This window comes from Pseudomonas paraeruginosa PA7 (assembly GCF_000017205.1).
In the GTDB taxonomy this organism is placed as follows: Bacteria; Pseudomonadota; Gammaproteobacteria; order Pseudomonadales; family Pseudomonadaceae; genus Pseudomonas; species Pseudomonas paraeruginosa.
In genome coordinates this window covers 2,195,506-2,217,691 of the sequence record NC_009656.1, presented here as the reverse complement: position 1 = coordinate 2,217,691, position 22,186 = coordinate 2,195,506, and the positions used below count along the sequence as shown (strand labels likewise).

Here is a 22,186-nt window from a genome sequence, read left to right as displayed (position 1 = left end):
ATGCCTAGTGTCGTGGGCAAAAGAGGCGAGACCCAAGTCATAAAGTGACCACCATCGCACACAACGTACTGAATTGGCACGATTGATGAATGGTCTCGCAAGGAAACCCCGGATTATAAAGAGCCACCCGGCGCCGGGCCACCCAAGCCGTTCATCGCACCTTGAAACGCGTAACAGAAAGCGACAGAAATCAGGCGCGCTGGCCAGGCGCGCGCTTCTGCGCCACGGACAGCTTGAGCCGGTAGCAGCCCCACATCAGCAGCAACCAGACCGGGATGGCGTAGACCGAGACATTGATGCCGGGGATCATCAGCATGATGCCGAGGATGAACAGCACGAAGACCAGGCACAGGTAGTTGCTGAACGGCGACCACAGTGCCTTGAAGAAGGTGTCCACGCCCTGGCGCTTCATCGCCGCGCGGAACTTCAGGTGCGACAGGCTGATCATCGCCCAGTTGATCACCAGCGCCGCCACCACCAGCGACATCAGCAGCTCCAGCGCCTTGTGCGGCAGGACGTAGTTGACGATCACGCAGAGGAAGGTGATCAGCGCCGAGACCAGGATCGACAGCACCGGCACGCCACGACGATCCACCGACATCAGCACCTTCGGCGCATCGCCCTGGGCGGCCAGGCCGTAGAGCATCCGGCTGTTGCAGTAGACGCCGCTGTTGTACACCGAGAGCGCCGCGGTGAGAACCACGAAATTGAGGATGTTGGCCGCGGTGCCGCTGCCGATCAGCGAGAAGATCTGCACGAACGGGCTGCCGCTGTAGTCGTCGCCGGAGGCGTTGATGGTCTCCACCAACTGGTCCCAGGGATACAGGGAGAGCAGCACCGCCAGGGCGCCGATATAGAAGATCAGGATCCGGTAGATCACCTGGTTGATCGCCTTCGGGATCACCTTCCTCGGCTCGGCGGCCTCGGCCGCGGTGATGCCCACCAGCTCCAGGCCACCGAAGGAGAACATGATGATCGCCAGGGTCATCACCAGGCCGCCGGGGCCGTTGGGGAAGAAACCGCCACGATCCCACAGGTTGCTCACCGAGGCCTGCGGACCGCCGCCGCCACCGACCAGCAGGTAGATGCCGAGCAGGATCATGCCGATGATCGCCACCACCTTGATGATCGCGAACCAGAACTCGGTCTCGCCGAAAGCCTTTACATTGGCCAGGTTGATCGCATTGATCAGCACGAAGAACGCCGCCGCGGTGGCCCAGGTCGGCACGTCAGGCCACCAGTACTGGATGTACTTGCCTACCGCGGTGAGCTCCGACATGCCGACCAGGATGTACAGCACCCAGTAGTTCCAGCCGGAAAGGAAGCCGGCGAAGCCGCCCCAGTACTTGTGCGCGAAGTGGCTGAAGGAACCGGCCACCGGCTCCTCGACGATCATCTCGCCGAGCTGGCGCATGATCAGGAAGGCGATGAAGCCGCCGATGGCGTAGCCGAGGATCATCGACGGACCGGCCGTCTTGATGACCCCCGCCGAGCCGAGGAACAGGCCGGTACCGATCGCCCCGCCCAGCGCGATCAGCTGGATGTGGCGGTTCTTCAGGCCACGCTTCAGCTCGCCCTGGTGCAGATGTTGACCATCCATTGAAAAGCCCTAAATCGAAGTGAGTAGTTTCTTGTTCTGGTTATCGACAGGAATGAAAAACGGGAGCCCGAGAGCTCCCGTTTTCCTCTATGCCTCGCGGATCAACGCGGGAAGGCGGGCGGATTGACCCCGGCCATGTCTTCCATCACGCGGACCACCTGGCAGCTGTAGCCGAACTCGTTGTCGTACCAGACGTACAGGACGACACGATTGTCGTTGCAGATGGTCGCCTCGGCGTCCACCACGCCGGCATGGCGCGAGCCGACGAAGTCGGTGGAAACCACTTCCTGGGAACTGACGAAGTCGATCTGCTTCTGCAGGTCCGAGTGCATGGCCATCTGGCGCAGGTACTCGTTGATCTCCTCGCGGCTGGTGGCCTTTTCCAGGTTCAGGTTGAGGATCGCCATGGACACGTTCGGCGTCGGCACGCGGATCGCGTTGCCGGTCAGCTTGCCTTTCAGCACCGGCAGGGCCTTGGCCGCGGCGGTGGCGGCGCCGGTCTCGGTGATCACCATGTTCAGCGGCGCGCTGCGGCCACGACGACTGCCCTTGTGGAAGTTGTCGATCAGGTTCTGGTCGTTGGTGTACGAGTGAACGGTCTCGACGTGGCCGTTGACGATGCCGTACTGGTCGTTGACGGCCTTCAGCACCGGCACGATGGCGTTGGTGGTGCAGGACGCGGCCGAGATGATCTTGTCGTCGGCGCCGATGTCGGCGTGGTTGATGCCATGCACGATGTTCTTCAGCGCGCCCTTGCCCGGGGCGGTGAGGACCACGCGATCGATACCCGGGCACTTCAGGTGCTGGCCGAGGCCTTCGGCGTCGCGCCACTTGCCGGTGTTGTCGACCAGCAGGGCGTTCTTGATGCCGTACTGGGTATAGTCGATCGACGCCGGGTCGTTGGAATAGATTACCTGGATCAGGTTGCCGTTGGCGGTCAGCGTGTTGTTTTCTTCGTCGATGGTGATGGTGCCATCGAACGGCCCGTGCACGGAGTCGCGACGCAGCAGGCTGGCACGCTTGACCAGGTCGTTCTCGGCGCCCTTGCGGACGACGATCGCGCGCAGGCGCAGGCCGTCGCCACCGCCGGTCTTCTCGATCAGGATGCGCGCCAGCAGGCGGCCGATCCGGCCGAAGCCGTAGAGCACGACGTCGGTGCCTTCGCGGGCGTCGCCGTTCTGCTTGCCGACCACCTCGGCCAGTTCGGCCTTGACGAAGTCCTCGATGCTGCGGCCGTTACCTTCTGCCTTGAACTTGGCGACCATCTTGCCCAGGTCGACGGAAGCGGCGCCCAGCTTGAGCTCGCTCATCGCCTTGAGGATCGGGAACGTCTCGTGAACCGACAGCTCGGCGTCGTCGGCCATGCGATGACGGGCGAAACGATGCGCCTTCATGATCGCGATCACCGAGCGGTTGATCAGACCACGGCCATGGATCGAAGTCACCACATTGTTGTTGCGGTAGAGCTGGCCAATCAGCGGGATCATGGCTTCCGCGATGGCTTCACGATCGATCCATTCACCGAGACACTGGTCGGGCTTCTGAGTCACGGGCAATACCTTCCACATGTAGGGGATGAAAAAAGGGGCTACATTATGACCGCGCGGGCCAGGCTCGGCAATCTGCAGCAGTCGGAAGACTGACATCCAGCAGTCGGGAAAGTTACAATCCGGCGGGTCAAATTCCCGACCGGAGCCCAGCTTGCCCGTGTCCGTACTGCGTCTTCCAAGCCTGCCGGCCAGCGCCGGCAAGCAACACTGGGGCAACCTCCCCGGTGCCGCGCTGAGCCTGGCTGTCGCCGAGGCCGCCAGTTCCGCCAAGCGCTTCACCCTGCTGCTGACCGCCGACAGCCAGAATGCCGAACGCCTGGAACAGGAACTACGGTTCTTCGCCCCCGACCTGCCGGTACTGCATTTCCCCGATTGGGAAACCCTGCCCTACGACGTCTTTTCGCCGCACCAGGACATCATTTCCCAGCGTATCGCCGCTCTCTACCAGTTGCCACAGCTCAGGCACGGCGTGCTGGTGGTGCCGATCTCCACGGCCCTGCACCGCCTGGCGCCCACGCGCTTCCTGCTCGGCAGCAGCCTGGTCCTGGATATCGGCCAGAAACTCGACGTCGAGCGGATGCGCCTGCGCCTGGAAGGCGCCGGCTACCGCTGTGTCGATACCGTCTACGAACACGGCGAGTTCGCCGTTCGCGGCGCGCTGATCGACCTGTTCCCGATGGGCAGCGAGCTGCCCTTCCGTATCGATCTGTTCGATGACGAGATCGAGACCCTGCGCACCTTCGACCCGGAGACCCAGCGCTCCATCGACAAGGTCGAGTCGATCCGCCTGCTGCCGGCGCGCGAGTTCCCTCTCAACAAGGAAGCGGTCACCGGCTTCCGCGGCCGCTTCCGCGAGCGCTTCGACGTCGACTACCGGCGCTGCCCGATCTACCAGGATCTCGCCAGCGGTTTGACACCCTCGGGAATCGAGTACTACCTGCCGCTGTTCTTCGAGGAAACCGCCACCCTCTTCGACTACCTGCCGCAGGACACCCAGGTGTTCTCCCTGCCCGGTATCGAGCAGGCCGCCGAGCAGTTCTGGGGCGACGTGCGCAGCCGCTACGAGGACCGCCGGGTCGATCCGGAACGCCCGCTGCTGCCGCCGGCAGAAGTATTCCTGCCGGTGGAAGACTGCTTCGCCCGACTGAAGAACTGGCCACGGGTGGTCGCCAGCCAGGAGGACGTCGAGCCGGGCGTCGGCCGCGAGCGCTTCCCGGCCCTGCCGCTGCCGAACCTGGCGATCGAAGCCAAGGCCGCCGAACCGCTGGCCGCGCTGCGCCGGTTCATCGAGGAATTCCCCGGCCGCGTACTGTTCTGCGCCGAAACGGCCGGACGCCGGGAGGTGCTGCTGGAGCTGCTGGCCCGGCTGAAGCTGCGTCCCGAGGAAGTCGACGGTTGGCCGGCCTTCCTCGCCAGCCAGGCACGCCTGGCGATCAGCATCGCGCCGCTGGACGAGGGTCTGCTGCTGGACCACCCGGCACTCGCCCTGGTCGCCGAAAGCCCGCTGTTCGGCCAGCGCGTCATGCAGCGCCGGCGCCGGGAAAAGACCCGCGACGGCGGCGACGCGGTGATCAAGAACCTCACCGAGCTGCGCGAAGGCGCACCAGTGGTGCACATCGACCATGGCGTCGGCCGCTACCTGGGCCTGATCACCCTCGAGGTGGACAACCAGCAGGCGGAATTCCTCATGCTGCAATACGCCGAGGACGCCAAGCTCTACGTGCCGGTCGCCAACCTGCACCTGATCGCCCGCTACACCGGCGCCGACGACGCCCTCGCGCCGCTGCACCGGCTCGGCTCGGAAACCTGGCAGAAGGCCAAGCGCAAGGCCGCCGAGCAGGTCCGCGACGTCGCTGCCGAGCTGCTCGACATCTACGCCCGCCGCGCGGCCCGCGAAGGCTTCGCCTTCAAGGACCCGCAGGCCGACTACGCGACCTTCTCCGCCGGCTTCCCCTTCGAGGAAACCCCGGACCAGCAGAGCGCCATCGAGGCGGTGGTGGCCGACATGCTGGCGCCCAGGCCGATGGACCGCCTGGTCTGCGGCGACGTCGGCTTCGGCAAGACCGAGGTGGCCATGCGCGCGGCGTTCGTCGCCGTGCACAGCGGCAAGCAGGTGGCGGTGCTGGTGCCGACCACCCTGCTCGCCCAGCAGCACTACAACAGCTTCCGCGACCGCTTCGCCGACTGGCCGGTCAACGTCGAGGTGATGAGCCGCTTCAAGAGCGCCAAGGAAGTCGAGAGCGCCGCGCGACAGTTGGCCGAAGGCAAGATCGACATCCTCATCGGTACCCACAAGCTGCTCCAGGAAGACGTCAGGTTCGCCAACCTGGGCCTGGTCATCATCGACGAGGAACACCGTTTCGGAGTGCGCCAGAAGGAACAGCTCAAGGCGCTGCGCAGCGAGGTGGACATCCTCACCCTCACCGCCACGCCGATCCCGCGTACCCTCAACATGGCCGTCTCCGGCATGCGCGACCTGTCGATCATCGCCACCCCGCCGGCGCGCCGCCTGTCGGTGCGTACCTTCGTCATGGAGCAGCAGAACGCGGTGATCAAGGAAGCCCTGCTCCGCGAGCTGCTGCGCGGCGGCCAGGTGTACTACCTGCACAACGAAGTGAAGACCATCGAGAAGTGCGCCCGCGACCTCGCCGAGCTGGTCCCGGAAGCGCGCATCGGCATCGGCCACGGACAGATGCACGAGCGCGAGCTGGAACAGGTGATGAGCGACTTCTACCACAAGCGCTTCAACGTGCTGGTGGCCTCGACCATCATCGAGACCGGCATCGACGTGCCCAGCGCCAACACCATCCTCATCGAGCGCGCCGACAAGTTCGGCCTGGCCCAGTTGCACCAGTTGCGCGGCCGCGTCGGTCGCAGCCACCACCAGGCGTACGCCTACCTGCTGACGCCGCCGCGCCGGCAGATGACCCCGGATGCCGAGAAACGCCTGGAAGCCATCGCCAACGCCCAGGACCTGGGCGCCGGCTTCGTCCTCGCCACCCATGACCTGGAGATCCGCGGCGCCGGCGAACTGCTCGGCGACGGGCAGAGCGGGCAGATCCAGGCGGTCGGTTTCACCCTCTACATGGAAATGCTCGAGCGCGCGGTGAAGGCCATCCGCAAGGGCGAGCAGCCGAACCTCGAGCAGCCGCTGGGCGGCGGCCCGGAGGTCAACCTGCGGGTACCGGCGCTGATCCCCGAGGACTACCTGCCCGACGTGCACGCCCGGCTGATCCTCTACAAGCGCATCGCAAACGCCGCCGACGAGGACGGCCTGCGCGAACTGCAGGTGGAAATGATCGATCGATTCGGCCTGCTGCCCGATCCGGCGAAGAACCTGATGCGTCTGACGCTTCTGAAATTGCAGGCGGAAAAGCTTGGAATCCTCAAGGTCGATGCCGGACCACAGGGTGGTCGTATAGAATTCGCCGCCGATACCCAGGTCGATCCGCTGGTCCTGATCAAGCTGATCCAGGGCCAGCCGAACCGCTACAAGTTCGAAGGCGCCACCCTGTTCCGCTTCCAGGTACCCATGGAACGACCGGAAGAACGCTTCAATACCCTGGAGGCGCTGTTCGAGCGCCTCGCACCGCAAACCACCTAAGGATTAGCCCATGCGCTTGTTCCGTTGCCTTGCCCTGCTGCTTTCCCTGGCCGCCCCGGCGGCGTTCGCCGGCGGACCCTACCAGGTGGAACTGGTGGTGTTCCGCCAGGCCGGCGATGCCGTCCCCTCCAGCCAGCCGGCGCCGGACGACTGGGCCACCGGCGCGCAGCCGCTGGCCAGCGACGCCCTGCGGGCGACCGCACTGGACAGCCAACTGGCCAAGCTCAGCCAGGACAACGGCTACACCGTGCTGCTGCACAAGGCCTGGCGCCAGGACATCGGCGAGACGCCGGTGAAGATCGCCCTCAGCGAGGGCCAGGAGCAGGATCATCATTTCCCCGTGGAAGGCACCCTGACCCTCAGCCAGGTCCGTTTCGTCGACATGGAGGCGGACTTCTGGGTCAACCGCTTCGGCGACGACGGCTTCCTCGCCGGCAGCCAGCACATCAGGCAGGGCACGCGCCTGAAGAATGCCGAACTGACCTACCTCGACCACCCGAGCCTGGGCATCCTGATCAAGGTGGTGCCGGTCGGCGCCCGCCCCGCCGCGCCCAATCCCATGGAAATGGAAGAACAGCAGGCACCGGCGGAAGCGTCGCCCGCCGAAGGCGGTTTCGACGCCGCGCCTCCTGCGCAATAACGAAAAAGGCCGCAACAGCGGCCTTTTTCCGTCCCGACGCCGGCCTAGCCGGCCAGCACCCGCGCCAGCACCTCGCGCACCTTGCCGATACCATCGTGCAATGCCTGTTCGATTTCGGCCATGGTGATGTTACCTACCGACTTGCCCGCCGCGGGATTGACCACCAGCGCCAGGCAGGCGTAGGGCAGGTCCAGCTCGCGCGCCAATGCCGCCTCGGGCATGCCGGTCATGCCGACGATGTCGTTGCCGTCGCGCTCGAGCCGGGCGATTTCCGCCACCGTCTCCAGGCGCGGCCCCTGGGTGCAGGCGTAGACCCCATGACTGCTGTGCTCCAGCCCCAACGCACGCAGCGCCTCGATCAGGCGCTGGCGCAACGGCTCGTCATAGGGATGGCTGAAATCGATATGGGTGACCTGCTCGATGTCGCCGGCGAAGTAGGTGTGCTCGCGCCCGGAGGTATAATCGATCAACTGGTGCGGCACGCACAGGTGACCGGTACCCATGGCGGCATGGATCCCACCGACCGCGTTCACCGCGATCACCGCCTCGGCACCGGCCTGCTTCAGGGCCCAGAGGTTGGCCCGGTAGTTCACCTGGTGCGGCGGGAAGCGATGCGGATGGCCGTGCCGGGCCAGGAACAGCACCTCGCGCCCGGCGTAGCGGCCGCGCTGTAGCGGTGCGGATGGCGCGCCGTAGGGCGTCTCGATCGGCAGGGACTCGCTCAGGGTCAGCCCTTCCAGCTGGGTCAGGCCGGTCCCTCCGATAATCGCGTAGACACTCATCGACACCCCCTCAGTCAATCAGTTGCGCCGCGCGCAGCGCGGTCAGTGCGGCCAGCCAGCGCGGCTGCTGGCGGTAATCGGTATTCGCATGGCCCTTGCCGCGCATGCGCCACAGGCGCGGCGACGGCGTGACCTTCAGGCGCTGCAGGGCACCCAGGGCCAGCTCGGCGGAACCGCGATCGTTGCACACCAGGCCCATGTCGCAGCCCGCGGCCAGGGCGGCCTCGATGCGACTGGCGGCGTCGCCGACCACATGCGCACCAGCCATCGACAGGTCATCACTGAAGATCACCCCGTCGAACTTCAGCTCGCCGCGCAGGATCTCCTGCAACCAGCGCCGGGAAAAGCCGGCGGGCTGCGGATCGACCCGCGGATAGATCACATGGGCCGGCATCAGCGCGTCGAGCCGGCCGGCCAGGCGGGCGAACGGGACCAGGTCGCTGCGGCGGATCTCGTCGAGACTGCGCTCGTCTTCCGGGATCGCCACATGGGAATCGGCCTCCGCCCAGCCGTGACCGGGAAAATGCTTGCCGGTGGCAGCCATGCCGGCGGCGTGCATGCCGCGGATGAACGCCCCGGCGAGCTGCGCGGCGCGCTCGGGGTCGCCCTCGAAGGCGCGACTGCCGACCACGGCGCTGCGCTGGTGATCGAGGTCGAGCACCGGGGCGAAGCTCAGGTCGAGGCCGACCGCCTGTACTTCGGTCGCCATCAGCCAGCCACAATGCTCGGCCAGCTCTTCGGCGTTCGGGTTGTCGGCGATCGCGCGCATCGCCGGAAGGCGCACGAAGCCCTGGCGCAGGCGCTGCACGCGCCCTCCTTCCTGGTCGACGGCCAGCAGCAGGTCGGGGCGGATGGCGCGAATCGCCGCGCATAACTCGCGAACCTGGGCGGGATGCTCGATGTTGCGAGCGAAGATGATCAAACCGCCCACCTCGGGGTGGCGCAGGATTTGGCGGTCCTCGGCGGTCAGCCAGGTGCCGCCGACGTCGAGCATCAGAGAGCCTTGCATGAGGAGTCCTATGGCCGGGAAAACAGCGAAGCCCGCCATGACGGGCTTCAGACAGCGCACACTGTACTGCACCCGGGTGAAAGACTTAAGTGCCGGCAGCGGCGCCGGACAATGGAGCCGAGCGGGAGCCCGGAGTTCCGCGCACCCGAAGGGAAGGAAAGAAGCGGCGCCCGTCGGGACGCCGTTCGGGTTCAGACCTTGGCGGGAGCCTTGCTGCGCGAGCGCAGCTGCGCGCCGGCCAGCAGCGGATCGTCGATCCCGCTTTCGGCGCGCATGCCGGCCGCGAAGAACGGCACCATCAGGTGCATCACCTGCTCGGTGGAGGTATTCACGCCGAAGTCGTTCTCCGCCATCGCCCGCAGGGCCTTGATACCCGACATGCTGAAGGCGGCCGCGCCGAGCATGAAATGCACGCGCCAGAACAGTTCGATGGGCGGCAGTTTCGGCGCCGCTTCGTTGACCAGCAGCATGTAGCGGCGGAAGACCTTGCCGTACACCTCTTCCAGGTACTTGCGCAGGTGCCCCTGGCTCTGGCTGAAGGCCAGGCCGAGCAAGCGCATGAAGATCGACAGGTCATTGCCGCTGCGCGGCTTCACCGCCATCGCCTGGGACACCAGCAGGTGCAGGAGGTCCTCCAGGCTGGCGTGCAGGGCTTCGGGCTTGGCCTGGCGGCGATCCAGTTCCTTTTCCAGGCTGGCACAGAACGGCCCGAGGAAGCGCGAGAATACCGCCTGGATCAGCGCCTTCTTCGAGCCGAAGTGATAGTTCACCGCCGCCAGGTTGACCCCGGCCTTGCTGGTGATCAGGCGCAACGAGGTTTCGGCGAAGCCTTTTTCCGCGAACAGCTGTTCCGCCGCATCGAGAATGCGTTCGACGGTTTCCGACTGGGCCATGGTTTCTCCGCCTGACAAACACTTGTTTGAAACATACGTTTCAGCCACATCCCTTGTCAAGCGGCAGATGACGCACCGGTCAGAAAAGTACAGAGAAGTCCGGAAAAACGGAAGCAAGACGCCGGCCAACCCTGTTCCGCGCGCTCGAAGAAATGCCATGCGGAAAAACATTGCCAGCGCAGGCTCACTGTATATAATCCCAGGCACTGGATAAAAACACAGAGCGACGACATGCAGAAGCTGACGCCCCGCCAATCCGAGATCCTCTCCTTCATCAAGCGCTGCCTGGAAGACCACGGCTTTCCGCCGACCCGCGCGGAAATCGCCCAGGAACTCGGCTTCAAGTCGCCGAACGCCGCCGAGGAGCACCTCAAGGCGCTGGCGCGCAAGGGCGCCATCGAGATGACCCCGGGCGCTTCCCGTGGCATTCGCATCCCCGGCTTCGAACCGCACGCGGCGAACGACGACGAAGGCCTGCCGGTGATCGGCCGGGTCGCCGCCGGCGCACCGATTCTCGCCGAACAGAACATCGAGGAATCCTGCCGGATCAATCCCGCCTTCTTCAATCCTCGCGCCGACTACCTGTTGCGCGTGCGCGGCATGAGCATGAAGGACATCGGCATCCTCGACGGCGACCTGCTGGCCGTCCACGTCACCCGCGAAGCGCGCAATGGCCAGGTGGTGGTCGCGCGGCTCGGCGAGGAGGTCACGGTGAAACGCTTCAAGCGCGAAGGCAGCAAGGTCTGGCTGCTGGCGGAAAACCCCGAGTTCGCTCCGATCGAAGTCGATCTGAAGGAGCAGGAACTGATCATCGAAGGCTTGAGCGTCGGCGTGATCCGGCGCTGACAGGAGATACCATGCAGACCTCCCACTCGCTGCCCAGCGCCCAGCTGCCACTGTTCCAGGAAGCCTTCTGGGCCAGCAACGGCGCCCCCCTGCTCGACGACGTAATCGATAGTCCGTCAAATGCCGAAGAGCCTGCCGCCTTCAGTGAGCTGTCGCTAAGCGGCCTGCCTGGCCATTGCCTGACCCTGCTGGCGCCGATCCTGCGCGAACTCAGCGAGGAGCAGGAGCAGGAGCAGTCCCGCGATGCTCGCTGGCTGACCCTGATCGCCCCGCCAGCAAGCCTTACCCACGAATGGCTGCGCCGCGCCGGGCTGAATCGCGAACGTATCCTGCTGCTACAAGCCAAGGACAATGCCAGCGCCCTGGCACTCAGTTGCGAGGCCTTGCGCCTGGGCCGCAGCCATACGGTGGTCAGTTGGCTGGAACCCTTGGGCCGAGCAGCACGCCGGCAACTGTCCCGCGCCGCCCAACAGGGTCAGGCCCAGAGCCTGAATATTCGCCTGGGTTGAAGGGGAAGGGCAAAGGGGGCAGTTCAGTGCAGAACTCGCGGACCTTCGTCGTGTTCGATCTCGCCTTCGGCAAGGCGGCCAGCCATTTGCACGCCGACGTTGAACATGGCCTTGGCCACTTCGACATGCTGGCCTTGCAGGAAATTCTTCGCATCCCCGGAGAATTCCAGGGTCACCAGCGCCTCCTCGTCATCGGCGCGACGCAGCACTATGCGCCCGTCGGGCATTTCTACGATTTCAAGGAAGGATGTTGGCATGACAGACGCTCTCTACAAAGACGTGACATTGTAACAGCCCATCCCCGGCATCCCTAGTCCGCATCCGCTTCCCGCGCCCCATCACCGGCCCGTGAATACGGTTCCAGAGCTCCGCGACGGCATCAGGTAAATTTTTTTACTGGCAAATCAACCGACTGGAACAGGAGGAAAAGACCCTACCGCTGATCGGCGAATGACGGTGCCGTTACAGTTCGGTCAGGCTTTCGCGGAAACGCAGGAGCAATTGCTTCAGCGATTGGCGCCACTCCTCCAGGGTCTCGCGGGAAAGTGCCGGCGCCTCCTCATCGATGTTGACCGCGACGATCAGCGGCGTCGTCGGGTCGATCTTCACCGCCTTGCTCGGCTGCGGCGGCAGGAACAACTCGGAGTAGGCGTCCAGCAACTGCGCCAGCCAGGTTTCCGGCTGCGACGCCAACTCCACCAGCTCAGCCAGCTCGGGGCTGGGCGCGGCCGCCAGCACTTCGGCATTCAGCAATGCATCCACGCGAGGAGCGGCAGCCTGCGGCAGACGGTAGTAACCGGCGATCTCGTGGCATACACCGAGCACTGCGCCATAGAGGTGGAACAGTGCCGACTCGCGCTCCGCCTGGATGATCGCCTGGGCATTCATCGCCCGCTCGGCATCGGCCCGCTTCCAGGCGTCCAGAGCCAACCCGGCGAAGTACAGCTTCTGGTTGGTGCGGGTATAGAGCTCTTGAGCCATGCCGATACTCCCGGAGGCAACAGAAGGAAAGCGTCTCACAGACCAGGTCAGGCACCCGGCCCTCGCGCAGTATAAGCGCGCCCCAGGCAACGGGGCGCGCCATCCATCAGCGCTTGTCTTCGACCTTCCACTTGCCGCCGTCGTAGAACGCGCGCCAGCCGGTGGGCTTGCCGTCGACCTCGGACTGCACGTACTGCTCCTTGGTCTTGCGGCTGAAACGGATCACCGCGGGACGGCCATCCGGGTCTTTCTGCGGGGCATCGCAAAGGTAGTGGTACTTCGGATCCAGCTCGGCCTTGTGCGGAATGATCTCGCTCACCAGCGGAGCACGGGTCTCGCGATTCTTCGGGAACTGGCTGGCGGCCAGGAACATCCCCGAGGCACCGTCGCGCAGCACGTAGATGTCATCCACCTTCTCGCACTTCAGCTCGGGCATGCGGATGGCGTCCATCTTCGGCGGTGCCGCCTCGCCGTTCTTCAACAGCTTGCGGGTGTTCTTGCAGGTCGGGTTGGTGCAACCGAAGAACTTGCCGAAACGGCCGGTCTTCAACTGCATCTCGCTTCCGCACTTGTCGCACTCCAGGCTCGGACCTTCGTAGCCCTTGATCCGGTACTGGCCTTCTTCGATCTCGTAACCCGGGCAATCCGGGTTGTTGCCACAGATATGCAGCTTGTGCTTCTCATCCAGCAGGTAGGCATCCATCGCGGTGCTGCAGATCGGGCAGCGGTGCTTGCCGCGCAGCACACGCGACTCCGATTCGCCCTCATCGTCCGCGGCGATCTCGTCGCCGGGAATCAGGTTGACGGTCGCCTTGCAACGTTCCTTCGGCGGCAGGCTGTAGCCCGAGCAGCCGAGGAACACGCCGGTGGAGGCGGTACGAATCATCATCGGCCGGCCGCACTCGCGGCAGGGAATGCTGGTCAGGGTCGGCTGGTTGGCGCGCATTCCCTTTTCGCTGACTTCGGCAACCTCGAGCTTCTTCTTGAAATCGCCGTAGAACTCGTCGAGCAGGTGCTTCCAGTCACGCTCGCCCTGGGCCACGTCGTCGAGGTGTTCTTCCATTCCGGCGGTGAAGCCGTAGTCCATCAGGTTGGCGAAGCTCTCGTTGAGCCGATCGGTGACGATGTCGCCCATCTTCTCCGCATAGAAGCGGCGGTTGTGGGTGGTGACGTAGCCGCGTTCCTGGATGGTCGAGATGATCGCCGCGTAGGTCGAGGGGCGGCCGATACCGCGCTTCTCCAGTTCCTTGACCAGGCTCGCTTCGGAGTAGCGCGCCGGCGGCTTGGTGAAGTGCTGGCTCGGATCGAGCTTGATCAGCTTGAGGTTCTCGCCTTCCTTCATTTCCGGCAGGACGTCGTCCTCGCCCGGCTTGCTCTGCTGCGGCAGTACCCGGGTGTAGCCGTCGAACTTGAGGATGCGGCCCTTGGCGCGCAACTCGAAATCGCCGGCGGTGACGCTCACGCTGGTCGAGAGGTATTCGGCCGGGGTCATCTGGCACGCCACGAACTGGCGCCAGATCAGGTCGTACAGGCGCTCGGCGTCGCGCTCCATGCCGGACAGCTGGGTCGGCTTGAGGTTGACGTCGGAAGGACGGATCGCCTCGTGCGCTTCCTGGGCGCCCTCCTTGCTCGAGTAGACGTTGGCCTTGCCCGGCAGGTACTTCTGGCCGAACTCGTCCTCGATGAAACCGCGGACCATGCCAATGGCATCGGCCGACAGGTTGGTCGAGTCGGTACGCATGTAGGTGATGTAGCCGGCCTCGTAGAGACGCTGGGCCATCATCATGGTCTTCTTCACCCCGAAGCCCAGGCGGTTGCTCGCCGCCTGCTGCAAGGTGGATGTGATGAACGGTGCCGAGGGACGGCTGGAGGTCGGCCGGTCCTCGCGCTTGGCGACGCTATAGGCCGACGCCTTCAGCTTTTCCAGGGCCGCCATGGCCTGGGCTTCATTGAGCGGCTTGAAGGCCTCGCCCTTCTCGCGGGTGACTTCGAAGCGCACGTTGGCGCCCTTGGCGGTACCGAGGTCGGCATGCACTTCCCAGTACTCTTCCGGGACGAAGGCGCGGATCTCGCGTTCGCGCTCGACCACCAGCTTTACCGCCACCGACTGCACGCGCCCGGCGGACAGCCCGCGGGCGATCTTCTGCCAGAGCAGCGGCGAGACCATGTAGCCGACCACGCGATCGAGGAAACGCCGCGCCTGCTGGGCGTTCACCCGGTTGATATCGAGTTCGCCGGGCTGGGAGAAGGCTTCCTGGATGGCCTTCTTGGTGATTTCGTTGAATACCACGCGCTTGTAGCGGCTTTCGTCGCCGCCGATGGCCTCCCGCAGGTGCCAGGCGATGGCCTCCCCCTCGCGGTCCAAGTCGGTCGCGAGATAGACGGTGTCGGCGTCCTTGGCCAGGCGGCGCAGTTCCTCGATGACCTTTTCCTTGCCGGGCAGGATCTCGTACTTGGCCTTCCAGCCATGCTCGGGGTCGACCCCCATGCGCGAGACCAGTTGGCGCCGGGCCTTTTCCTTCGGTGACAGCGCCGGTGCCTCGGCAGCGCTCTTGCGGCCCTTGGCCGCCGGCTCCTTGGAACTCGACGAACCACTGGTGGGCAGGTCACGGATGTGGCCGATGCTCGACTTCACCACGTACTGGCTGCCCAGGTACTTGTTGATGGTCTTGGCCTTGGCCGGGGATTCCACGATGACCAGCGATTTACCCATGGATCGGAAGGTTCCTGCGTCGAAAAGATGAATATAAAGGAGGGAGCGACTAGCGCGGCACCGCTATATATAGTGGCGAACGAGCCAAGGTCAAGCGCGGTCTTCCCCGCCGGGGGCTTTCTGCAAGCCCAGGGGATCGGCCTCGGGACTCACCAGGACGAAGCGCGGCACCCACTCGCCATCGACCTCCACCGCCTCGGTGAACATTTCCAGCGGACGTACCCAGAGGCCGAATTCGCCGTACAACGCCTGGTAGATGACCAGCGCCTCTTCCGTCTCGGAATGGCGGGCAACCCCCAGGACCCGGTAGTTCTGCCCCTTGTAGTGACGATAGAGCCCAGCCTGCAGGTCCATGTTCCTTACCTTGTCTCGAAAATCGAAAAACATCGGCACAATGCCGACATACAACAGCCCGGTATAGGCACGGATTGCACAATAGGCAAACTCGCTGCCCCGGAGCGTCATTTACTCGATGCAGCCGGAATCGACCGACGCTGAAAAACGAAAGCCGGGGCACGAGGCCCCGGCTTTCCCTTCGTCGAACGCTTAGACGCGCTCGAAGACGGTGGTGATCCCCTGGCCCAGGCCCACGCACATGGTGGACACACCCAAGGTACCGCCGTTCTGCTTCATCACGTTCAACAGGGTGCCGGAAATACGCGCACCGGAGCAACCGAAGGGGTGGCCCAGGGCGATCGCACCGCCATGCAGGTTGACCTTCTCGTCCATCTTGTCGAGCAGCTTGAGGTCCTTCAGCACAGGCAGCGCCTGGGCGGCGAAGGCTTCGTTGAGTTCGACGAAGTCGATGTCGGCGATGGTCAGGCCGGCACGCTTGAGCGCCTTGTTGGTCGACGGCACCGGACCGTAACCCATGATCGCCGGGTCGACGCCCGCGACGGCCATGGAGCGGATCACTGCCATCGGCTGGATGCCCAGGTCCTGGGCGCGCTGGGCCGACATCACGATCATGCAGGAGGCGCCGTCGGTGATCTGCGAGGAAGTCCCCGCGGTGACGGTGCCGCCCTTCGGGTTGAACGCCGGCTTCAGCTGGGCCAGGGTCTCGACGGTGGTTTCCGGACGAATGGTCTCGTCGAAGTCGAAGACTTTCAGGAAGCCGTTCTCGTCATACCCTTCCATCGGGATGATCTCGTCTTTGAACTTGCCTTCCTGGGTGGCTTTCCAGGCCAGCTGGTGCGAACGCGCGCCGAACTTGTCCTGCGCCTCGCGGCTGATGCCGTGCATCTTGCCGAGCATTTCCGCGGTCAGGCCCATCATGCCCGAGGCCTTGGCGGCGTACAGGGACAGGTGCGGGTTCGGGTCGACGCCATGCATCATGCCGACGTGGCCCATATGCTCCACGCCGCCGATGACGAACACATCGCCGTTGCCGGTCTGGATCGCCTGGGCGGCGGTGTGCAGCGCGCTCATCGACGAACCGCACAGGCGGCTGACGGTCTGCGCGGCGCTGGTGTGCGGGATCTGGGTCATCAGCGACGCCATGCGCGCGATGTTCCAGCCCTGCTCCAGGGTCTGGTTGACGCAGCCCCAGATCACGTCTTCCACTTCGGCCGGATCGACCTTCGGGTTGCGCTCCAGCAGCTTGCTGATCAGGTGCGCCGACATGGTCTCGGCGCGGGTGTTGCGGTGCATGCCACCCTTGGAACGACCCATCGGGGTGCGGCCGAAGTCGACAATGACGACGTCTCTCGGATTCAGGCTCATAAATTCACTCTCGCTCTAGTCGTTCCGCGATTAACCGAAGAATTTCTGACCGTTCTTGGCCATTTCACGCAGCTTCGCGGTCGGGTGGTACAGCGCGCCCAGCTCGGCGTACTTGTCGGCCAGGGCCACGAACTCGGCGACACCGATCGAATCGATGTAGCGCAGAGCACCACCACGGAAGGGCGGGAAGCCGATGCCGTAGATCAGGCCCATGTCGGCCTCGGCAGCGGTCTCGACGATGCCGTCCTCCAGGCAACGCACGGTTTCCAGGCACAGCGGGATCATCATGAAGTTGACGATGTCCTCGTCGGTCACTTCGCGCTGCTCGACCACGATCGGCTTGAGCACTTCGTAGGCCTGCGGATCGGTGACCTTCTTCGGCTTGCCGCGCTTGTCGGTCTCGTAGGCGTAGAAACCCTTGCCGTTCTTCTGGCCCAGGCGGTTGGCCTCGTACATCACGTCGACGGCGGTCTTGCCCTCGACCGCCATGCGGTCCGGGAAGCCCTCGGCCATCACGTCGCGGCCATGGTGGCCGGTATCGATGCCGACCACGTCGGACAGGTAGGCCGGGCCCATGGGCCAGCCGAACTTCTCCATCACCTTGTCGATGCGCACGAAGTCGACGCCGAAGCCCAGCAGCTTGGCGAAGCCGCCGAAGTACGGGAACAGCACGCGGTTGACCAGGAAGCCGGGGCAGTCGTTGACCACGATCGGGCTCTTGCCCATCTTCTTGGCGTAGGCGACGGTGGTGGCGATGGCGGTTTCGCCGGTCTTCTCGCCACGGATCACTTCCACCAGCGGCATCATGTGCACCGGGTTGAAGAAGTGCATGCCGCAGAAGTTTTCCGGACGCTTCAGCGCCTGGGCCAGCAGGCTGATGGAGATGGTCGAGGTGTTGGAGGCGATGATCGCGTCCTCCTTCACCGCGCCTTCCACTTCGGCGAGCACGGCTTGCTTGACCTTGGGGTTCTCGACCACGGCTTCGACGACGATGTCGACGTTGCCGAAGTCGCCATAGGACATGGTCGGACGGATGCCGTTGAGCGCCTCGGCCATCTTCGCCGGGGTCAGGCGACCCTTCTCGACGCGCTTGCCGAGCAGCTTGGCGGCCTCGTTCAGGCCCATCTGGATACCCTCTTCGCGGATATCCTTCATCAGGATCGGGGTGCCCTTGAGCGCCGACTGGTAGGCGATGCCGCCGCCCATGATGCCAGCGCCGAGCACGGCGGCCAGTTTCACGTCCTTGGCGACTTCGTCGTACTTCTTGGCCTTCTTCTTCAGTTCCTGGTCATTCAGGAACAGGCCGATCAGGCTCTGCGCGACCGAGGTCTTGGCCAGCTTGACGAAGCCGGCGGCCTCGACTTCCAGGGCCTTGTCGCGGCCGAAGTTGGCGGCCTTCTGGATGCTCTTGATGGCTTCCACCGGCGCCGGGTAGTTCGGACCGGCCTGGCCGGCAACGAAGCCCTTGGCGGTTTCGAAGGCCATCATCTGTTCGATTGCGTTCAGCTTCAGCTTTTCCAGCTTCGGCTGGCGCCGGGCCTTGTGGTCCAGCTCGCCGGCGACGGCGCGCTTGGCCAGGTCGAGGGCAGCGGCCTGCAGTTGCTCGGGAGCGACCACGGCGTCGACGGCGCCGACCTTCAGGGCGTCCTCGGCCTTGTTTTCCTTGCCCGAGGCGATCCACTCGACGGCGTTGTCGCAGCCGATCAGGCGCGGCAGGCGGACGGTGCCGCCGAAGCCCGGGTAGATGCCCAGCTTGACTTCCGGCAGGCCGACCTTGGCGGTCGCGCTCATCACGCGGAAGTCCGCGGCCAGGCACATCTCCAGGCCGCCGCCGAGGGCGATGCCGTTGATCGCGGCAACGGTGGGTACGTCCAGGTCTTCGAAGTCGCTGAAGATCTTGTTGGCTTCGAGGTTGCCCGCCATCAGTTCCTCGTCGGGCAGCTGGAAGTTGTCAACGAACTCGGTGATGTCGGCACCAACGATGAACACGTCCTTGCCGCTGGTCACGATCACGCCCTTGACCGCTGCATCGGCCTTGATCGCATCGACTGCCGCACGCAACTCACTGAGGGTGAGACGGTTGAACTTGTTGACGGACTCGCCCTTGAGATCGAAATTCAACTCGACGATGCCGCCCTCAAGAGGCTTAACCGTGATGGCTTTACCTTGGTAAATCATCAACTGATCTCCACGCTATTATGGAAGCTTGAACTTACACATCGGACGCCGTGTCGGGACCCTTTCGGCAACCGCCGAGCATAGTCCCAAACCCTTCGGCACACCCGCCGACGCGATAACCGGGTCTCTATTGTCGAGGCCTGCGCGAGGCAAACGCTCGATTCATACGCCCGTTTGACTTGGGTGCGCACACATTCCGGCAAAAGCCGGGAATTGTCAATCAGCCATCCGGAAAACACCTGCCCTCCTCCAGGCCCTCTGCGCAGGGCCATTCAGCCGGCCTCTGTGGGACCATTCAGATGTTCGATGATCAGCGCCGCGGACGCTTGTCCCGGTGCGGAAAGGCAGGCTAGAGTCGCCGCAGATCGCCATGCATGATCGGCCACGAGCCGTTACAAAAGAACAACAAGAAGGCCTCCAAGGGCCACATGGAGATGGAACCCATGACCTGCCGTCCGTTCACTTTTTGTCTGGCCCTGCTCGGCCTGCTCGCCCTCCCCGTCTTCGCGGCCGGGACCGCCGACGACCTGCTCGCCGTGCACCAGATGCGGCTCGCCACGCAGAAATCCCTCAACGCCTTCTTCATGTACGTCGGCCAGGAAGGCGACCAGCGCTACGCCAGCCTGATCGAAAACTCGGCGCATACGGCGGAAGCCCGCCTGCAGCGACTCGACGGCGTCAACGGCAGCGAATCCCGGCGCCTGCTGGGCCAGCTTCGCGAGCAATGGCGGGACTATGCGCAAGACCTCGAAAAACTGACCGGCGCGGTGCGCAACAAGGGCTACAGCGACCTGCAGCCGGTCGCCGACCTGGCACGGCGCAACCAGCAACTGATGGACCTAGGCGGCCAGTTGTATCGCAGCCTGCAACGGGAAAACGCCGCCACGGTGCCGACGCTCACCGAGCAGAGCCGCGAGCAGAGCCTGCTGATGCAGGACATCGCCCTGGACTACGCCTCGCGCAACGCCTCGGTGGGCGCCAGCTTCTTTGGCGGCGGCGAGCAACGCCCGCTGGACGACCTGGCCAGCCGCTTTTCGGTCAACCTGCTGAAGCTGCAGCAGGCGCCGCAGAACGACGAGGAGATATCCAGGGCGCTGCGCGGCGTGGCGATCAAGTGGCATTACATCGAGAAATCCCTGCGCAACTACAACCAGAACAGCGTGCCCTTCCTGGTCAACAAGAATGCAGATCGGATCATCGATGGCCTGGAGAAGGTCGCCGCGCTGTATGCCGCACGCAGCCAATGAACCTCGGCGCGCCGCTTCAGGCGCGCTGGCGGAGAAATTCGGCGATGCGCCCGAGGTCGGCGCTATCGCCGCGTTCGCCCCAATACAGGGCAAGGAACTGGGCGGTGGCCTCCACTTTGTAGGCATCCTCGGGGAGGCTGCGCAGGGCGTCCAGAAACTCGCCCTCCGCACACGGCTCACGCCACTGGTTCAGCCACTGGCCCGGAGCGTTCTGCCAATAGCACCAGGCGTCGCGGCTACGCCGACGCGGGCAGTGGAACTGCGCGCAGGAGGCCGGTGGCACGCTTTCCAGCCAGTGCGGCCACTCCTGGCGCGCCAACTGCATGGCAAGGCCGAGGCGGCGCGCTTCCAGGCGCAGGGCCATCTTGCCACGCTGCCTGTTGGACGGCATCAGCCAGGCCAGGGGGCTGAGCATGACAGCCAGCAGCAGGATCACCAGCCAAGTGGTCATAGGGAACGCACGCTCGAAAAATGGTTAAGGCATTTGCCTCGATCCGCGCGGACAGGCAGGATCGGTCGCAATCGCCAAGGGAGGCGCAGTCTACAGGTGAATGCGGCCACGGCGGAGAAGCTTTTTGCCCGGCGCAACGGAACCGGTCCCGCGCGCTGCGCGAAGGTCCATAATGAAAATACTACCCCCTTGCGGAGGAGACGTTCATGCCCTATCAACACATTCTGGTCGCCGTCGACCTGACCGACGAATGCGATCCGGTGATGAAGCGCGCGGCGGCCCTGGCCACCAGCACCCAGGCCCGGCTTTCGGTGGTGCATGTGGTCGAGCCCATGGCCATGGCCTTCGGCGGGGACGTACCGATGGACCTGTCGATGCTGCAGCAACAGCAATTCGACCAGGCCCGTGAACGCCTGGATGCCTTCGCCGTGCGTTATCCGGATCTCGGCAGCGAACAGCGCCATCTGGTCTACGGCCAGCCACGCCAGGAAATCCACCGCCTCGCCGCGGAGCAGGCCTGCGACCTGATCGTGGTCGGCAGCCACGGTCGCCACGGCCTGGCGCTGCTACTCGGTTCCACCGCCAACGACGTGCTGCACGGCGCTCCTTGCGACGTCCTCGCGGTGCACCTGAAGAAGGCCTGACCATCCATGCTCGGCCGGGGCCAGCGCCTCAGCCGAGCGTTTCCTCGGCACTCATCACCAGCGGGCGGATCTTCTGCAACTGGGTTTCCAGCGTATAGCTGATGCTCGACGACAGCGAGAAGAAGGCCAGGAATGCCTTCAGGTTGGAATCGCTGACACAGGTGTCGTGGATCCGCTGCCAGAACGCCTGGTTGACCAGTTGCAACTGCTGGAACAGCCGCACCAACCCTTTCAGCTCCCAATCGGCATGCCGCCCCTCGCGGAAATTGAAGTACTGGCGCATCAGGTACAGCGGCACCACCCGCAGCACGAACTCCTGGTTGCTGGCGAACGGCAGGTGCTGCATGGCCATCGGTCTCAGCGGCGCCAGCAGCGGACAGGCGCTGCTGGCCATGATCAAGCCGATCAGCGCTCGCAATCCTTCCTCCAGGCCCGCCTGCTTGATGTACTCGCGCTCCGGCGTGCGCACGCAGATGCCGGCCTTGCGGAATGCCGGCAGGTTGCGGAAATCCTCGATCACCCCATGCAGGTCGACCGCCGCCGGACAATGACTGTAGCGTTCGCGGTCGAGCGGGCAATTGCTGCAGCGATTGTGCTCCAGGCGCGTCCAGCGTGGCGCCGCGGCCGCCGCCTGCGGATCGTAGTGCCGCTCCAGCTCGATGCGATAGTTGAGCTGGTGCTGGTCATCCAGCGTGATGCGGTACTCGATTGCCATGGGCTGATCCTTTCTCGGGAAACGGCCGGCCCGTCAATGACGCCAGCCAGGGGGCCGGCGACAGGTCATGCCGCCGCCGGCAACGCCCGCAAGGATCATCGA

The 22,186-nt window shown here is 64.6% G+C and carries 19 protein-coding genes; 6 read left to right on the top strand and 13 right to left on the bottom strand.

Annotated features, from left to right (window positions below; translation table 11 throughout):
* Positions 1-190 precede the first annotated feature (190 nt).
* The gene (locus PSPA7_RS10330) at positions 191-1,600 is read right to left on the bottom strand and encodes an amino acid permease (protein ID WP_012075154.1); all 1,410 of its coding nucleotides are present in this window, start codon (positions 1,598-1,600) and stop codon (positions 191-193) included.
* A gap of 101 nt (positions 1,601-1,701) precedes the next feature.
* Positions 1,702-3,168, bottom strand: coding sequence for a glyceraldehyde-3-phosphate dehydrogenase (locus tag PSPA7_RS10325; protein ID WP_041025312.1), 1,467 nt, complete (start codon positions 3,166-3,168; stop codon positions 1,702-1,704).
* Between the two features lie 139 nt (positions 3,169-3,307).
* Between PSPA7_RS10325 and mfd the strand changes: the two genes are divergently transcribed.
* Entirely contained in the window at positions 3,308-6,754 is a 3,447-nt protein-coding gene (mfd, locus tag PSPA7_RS10320; RefSeq protein ID WP_003153136.1) for a transcription-repair coupling factor, read from the top strand.
* 10 nt (positions 6,755-6,764) lie between these two features.
* Complete coding sequence (locus PSPA7_RS10315) at positions 6,765-7,394, top strand: CsiV family protein (RefSeq protein WP_012075152.1); 630 nt, start codon at positions 6,765-6,767, stop codon at positions 7,392-7,394.
* Between the two features lie 44 nt (positions 7,395-7,438).
* Here PSPA7_RS10315 and PSPA7_RS10310 read toward each other — a convergent pair whose 3' ends face one another.
* From PSPA7_RS10310 to psrA, 3 genes are all read right to left on the bottom strand, one after another.
* Entirely contained in the window at positions 7,439-8,176 is a 738-nt protein-coding gene (locus tag PSPA7_RS10310) for an S-methyl-5'-thioinosine phosphorylase (RefSeq protein WP_012075151.1), read from the bottom strand.
* 10 nt (positions 8,177-8,186) lie between these two features.
* Positions 8,187-9,185: a beta-N-acetylhexosaminidase gene (nagZ, locus tag PSPA7_RS10305; RefSeq protein ID WP_033977642.1), complete on the bottom strand. Its 999-nt coding sequence runs from the start codon at positions 9,183-9,185 to the stop codon at positions 8,187-8,189.
* A 191-nt stretch (positions 9,186-9,376) separates the two neighbouring features.
* Entirely contained in the window at positions 9,377-10,078 is a 702-nt protein-coding gene (psrA, locus tag PSPA7_RS10300) for a transcriptional regulator PsrA (RefSeq protein WP_012075149.1), read from the bottom strand.
* 231 nt (positions 10,079-10,309) lie between these two features.
* Between psrA and lexA the strand changes: the two genes are divergently transcribed.
* A complete protein-coding gene (lexA, locus tag PSPA7_RS10295; protein ID WP_003153140.1) occupies positions 10,310-10,924 on the top strand; it encodes a transcriptional repressor LexA in 615 nt (204 codons plus the stop codon).
* Positions 10,925-10,935: 11 nt separating this feature from the next.
* A complete protein-coding gene (gene sulA, locus PSPA7_RS10290; RefSeq protein WP_012075148.1) occupies positions 10,936-11,433 on the top strand; it encodes an SOS-induced cell division inhibitor SulA in 498 nt (165 codons plus the stop codon).
* A 23-nt stretch (positions 11,434-11,456) separates the two neighbouring features.
* On the opposite strand, the gene PSPA7_RS10285 is transcribed toward sulA, so the two are convergent.
* The 6 genes from PSPA7_RS10285 to fadB form a co-directional block, all read right to left on the bottom strand.
* A complete protein-coding gene (locus PSPA7_RS10285; RefSeq protein WP_003153141.1) occupies positions 11,457-11,690 on the bottom strand; it encodes a hypothetical protein in 234 nt (77 codons plus the stop codon).
* A gap of 205 nt (positions 11,691-11,895) precedes the next feature.
* Positions 11,896-12,414, bottom strand: a complete 519-nt coding sequence (locus PSPA7_RS10280; RefSeq protein ID WP_003153143.1) for a DUF6586 family protein — start codon at positions 12,412-12,414, stop codon at positions 11,896-11,898.
* Between the two features lie 106 nt (positions 12,415-12,520).
* Positions 12,521-15,127 (bottom strand): type I DNA topoisomerase, encoded by a 2,607-nt coding sequence (topA, locus tag PSPA7_RS10275; protein WP_012075146.1) that lies wholly within the window; start codon positions 15,125-15,127, stop codon positions 12,521-12,523.
* A gap of 90 nt (positions 15,128-15,217) precedes the next feature.
* On the bottom strand, positions 15,218-15,481 hold the full coding sequence (locus PSPA7_RS10270) for a DUF1653 domain-containing protein (protein ID WP_003109484.1): 264 nt from the start codon (positions 15,479-15,481) through the stop codon (positions 15,218-15,220).
* Positions 15,482-15,673: 192 nt separating this feature from the next.
* Positions 15,674-16,849, bottom strand: coding sequence for an acetyl-CoA C-acyltransferase FadA (gene fadA / locus PSPA7_RS10265; protein WP_003138585.1), 1,176 nt, complete (start codon positions 16,847-16,849; stop codon positions 15,674-15,676).
* A gap of 30 nt (positions 16,850-16,879) precedes the next feature.
* Positions 16,880-19,027 carry a fatty acid oxidation complex subunit alpha FadB gene (gene fadB, locus PSPA7_RS10260; RefSeq protein WP_012075144.1) on the bottom strand — a complete coding sequence of 716 codons (2,148 nt, stop codon included), beginning with the start codon at positions 19,025-19,027 and terminating at the stop codon, positions 16,880-16,882.
* A 428-nt stretch (positions 19,028-19,455) separates the two neighbouring features.
* Between fadB and PSPA7_RS10255 the strand changes: the two genes are divergently transcribed.
* Positions 19,456-20,274 (top strand): F0F1-type ATP synthase subunit beta, encoded by an 819-nt coding sequence (locus PSPA7_RS10255; RefSeq protein WP_033977653.1) that lies wholly within the window; start codon positions 19,456-19,458, stop codon positions 20,272-20,274.
* 16 nt (positions 20,275-20,290) lie between these two features.
* On the opposite strand, the gene PSPA7_RS10250 is transcribed toward PSPA7_RS10255, so the two are convergent.
* A complete protein-coding gene (locus PSPA7_RS10250) occupies positions 20,291-20,725 on the bottom strand; it encodes a hypothetical protein (RefSeq protein WP_012075143.1) in 435 nt (144 codons plus the stop codon).
* A gap of 206 nt (positions 20,726-20,931) precedes the next feature.
* Here PSPA7_RS10250 and PSPA7_RS10245 point away from each other — a divergent pair, with 206 nt between their 5' ends.
* Entirely contained in the window at positions 20,932-21,369 is a 438-nt protein-coding gene (locus tag PSPA7_RS10245; RefSeq protein ID WP_003153151.1) for a universal stress protein, read from the top strand.
* Positions 21,370-21,397: 28 nt separating this feature from the next.
* On the opposite strand, the gene PSPA7_RS10240 is transcribed toward PSPA7_RS10245, so the two are convergent.
* Positions 21,398-22,084, bottom strand: a complete 687-nt coding sequence (locus tag PSPA7_RS10240) for a DUF6901 family protein (protein ID WP_012075142.1) — start codon at positions 22,082-22,084, stop codon at positions 21,398-21,400.
* Positions 22,085-22,186 lie beyond the last annotated feature (102 nt).

What these genes read in the sequence shown, in the direction of transcription:
- PSPA7_RS10325 (WP_041025312.1), bottom strand. Translation starts at nt 3,168, where the DNA reads ATGTGGAAGGTATTGCCCGTGACTCAGAAGCCCGACCAGTGTCTCGGT.
- fadA (WP_003138585.1), bottom strand. Translation starts at nt 16,849, where the DNA reads ATGAGCCTGAATCCGAGAGACGTCGTCATTGTCGACTTCGGCCGCACC.
- PSPA7_RS10255 (WP_033977653.1), top strand. Translation starts at nt 19,456, where the DNA reads ATGGAGATGGAACCCATGACCTGCCGTCCGTTCACTTTTTGTCTGGCC.
- topA (WP_012075146.1), bottom strand. Translation starts at nt 15,127, where the DNA reads ATGGGTAAATCGCTGGTCATCGTGGAATCCCCGGCCAAGGCCAAGACC.
- sulA (WP_012075148.1), top strand. Translation starts at nt 10,936, where the DNA reads ATGCAGACCTCCCACTCGCTGCCCAGCGCCCAGCTGCCACTGTTCCAG.
- psrA (WP_012075149.1), bottom strand. Translation starts at nt 10,078, where the DNA reads ATGGCCCAGTCGGAAACCGTCGAACGCATTCTCGATGCGGCGGAACAG.
- PSPA7_RS10280 (WP_003153143.1), bottom strand. Translation starts at nt 12,414, where the DNA reads ATGGCTCAAGAGCTCTATACCCGCACCAACCAGAAGCTGTACTTCGCC.
- nagZ (WP_033977642.1), bottom strand. Translation starts at nt 9,185, where the DNA reads ATGCAAGGCTCTCTGATGCTCGACGTCGGCGGCACCTGGCTGACCGCC.
- PSPA7_RS10330 (WP_012075154.1), bottom strand. Translation starts at nt 1,600, where the DNA reads ATGGATGGTCAACATCTGCACCAGGGCGAGCTGAAGCGTGGCCTGAAG.
- PSPA7_RS10240 (WP_012075142.1), bottom strand. Translation starts at nt 22,084, where the DNA reads ATGGCAATCGAGTACCGCATCACGCTGGATGACCAGCACCAGCTCAAC.
- PSPA7_RS10315 (WP_012075152.1), top strand. Translation starts at nt 6,765, where the DNA reads ATGCGCTTGTTCCGTTGCCTTGCCCTGCTGCTTTCCCTGGCCGCCCCG.
- PSPA7_RS10310 (WP_012075151.1), bottom strand. Translation starts at nt 8,176, where the DNA reads ATGAGTGTCTACGCGATTATCGGAGGGACCGGCCTGACCCAGCTGGAA.
- PSPA7_RS10245 (WP_003153151.1), top strand. Translation starts at nt 20,932, where the DNA reads ATGCCCTATCAACACATTCTGGTCGCCGTCGACCTGACCGACGAATGC.
- PSPA7_RS10285 (WP_003153141.1), bottom strand. Translation starts at nt 11,690, where the DNA reads ATGCCAACATCCTTCCTTGAAATCGTAGAAATGCCCGACGGGCGCATA.
- PSPA7_RS10250 (WP_012075143.1), bottom strand. Translation starts at nt 20,725, where the DNA reads ATGACCACTTGGCTGGTGATCCTGCTGCTGGCTGTCATGCTCAGCCCC.
- fadB (WP_012075144.1), bottom strand. Translation starts at nt 19,027, where the DNA reads ATGATTTACCAAGGTAAAGCCATCACGGTTAAGCCTCTTGAGGGCGGC.
- lexA (WP_003153140.1), top strand. Translation starts at nt 10,310, where the DNA reads ATGCAGAAGCTGACGCCCCGCCAATCCGAGATCCTCTCCTTCATCAAG.
- PSPA7_RS10270 (WP_003109484.1), bottom strand. Translation starts at nt 15,481, where the DNA reads ATGGACCTGCAGGCTGGGCTCTATCGTCACTACAAGGGGCAGAACTAC.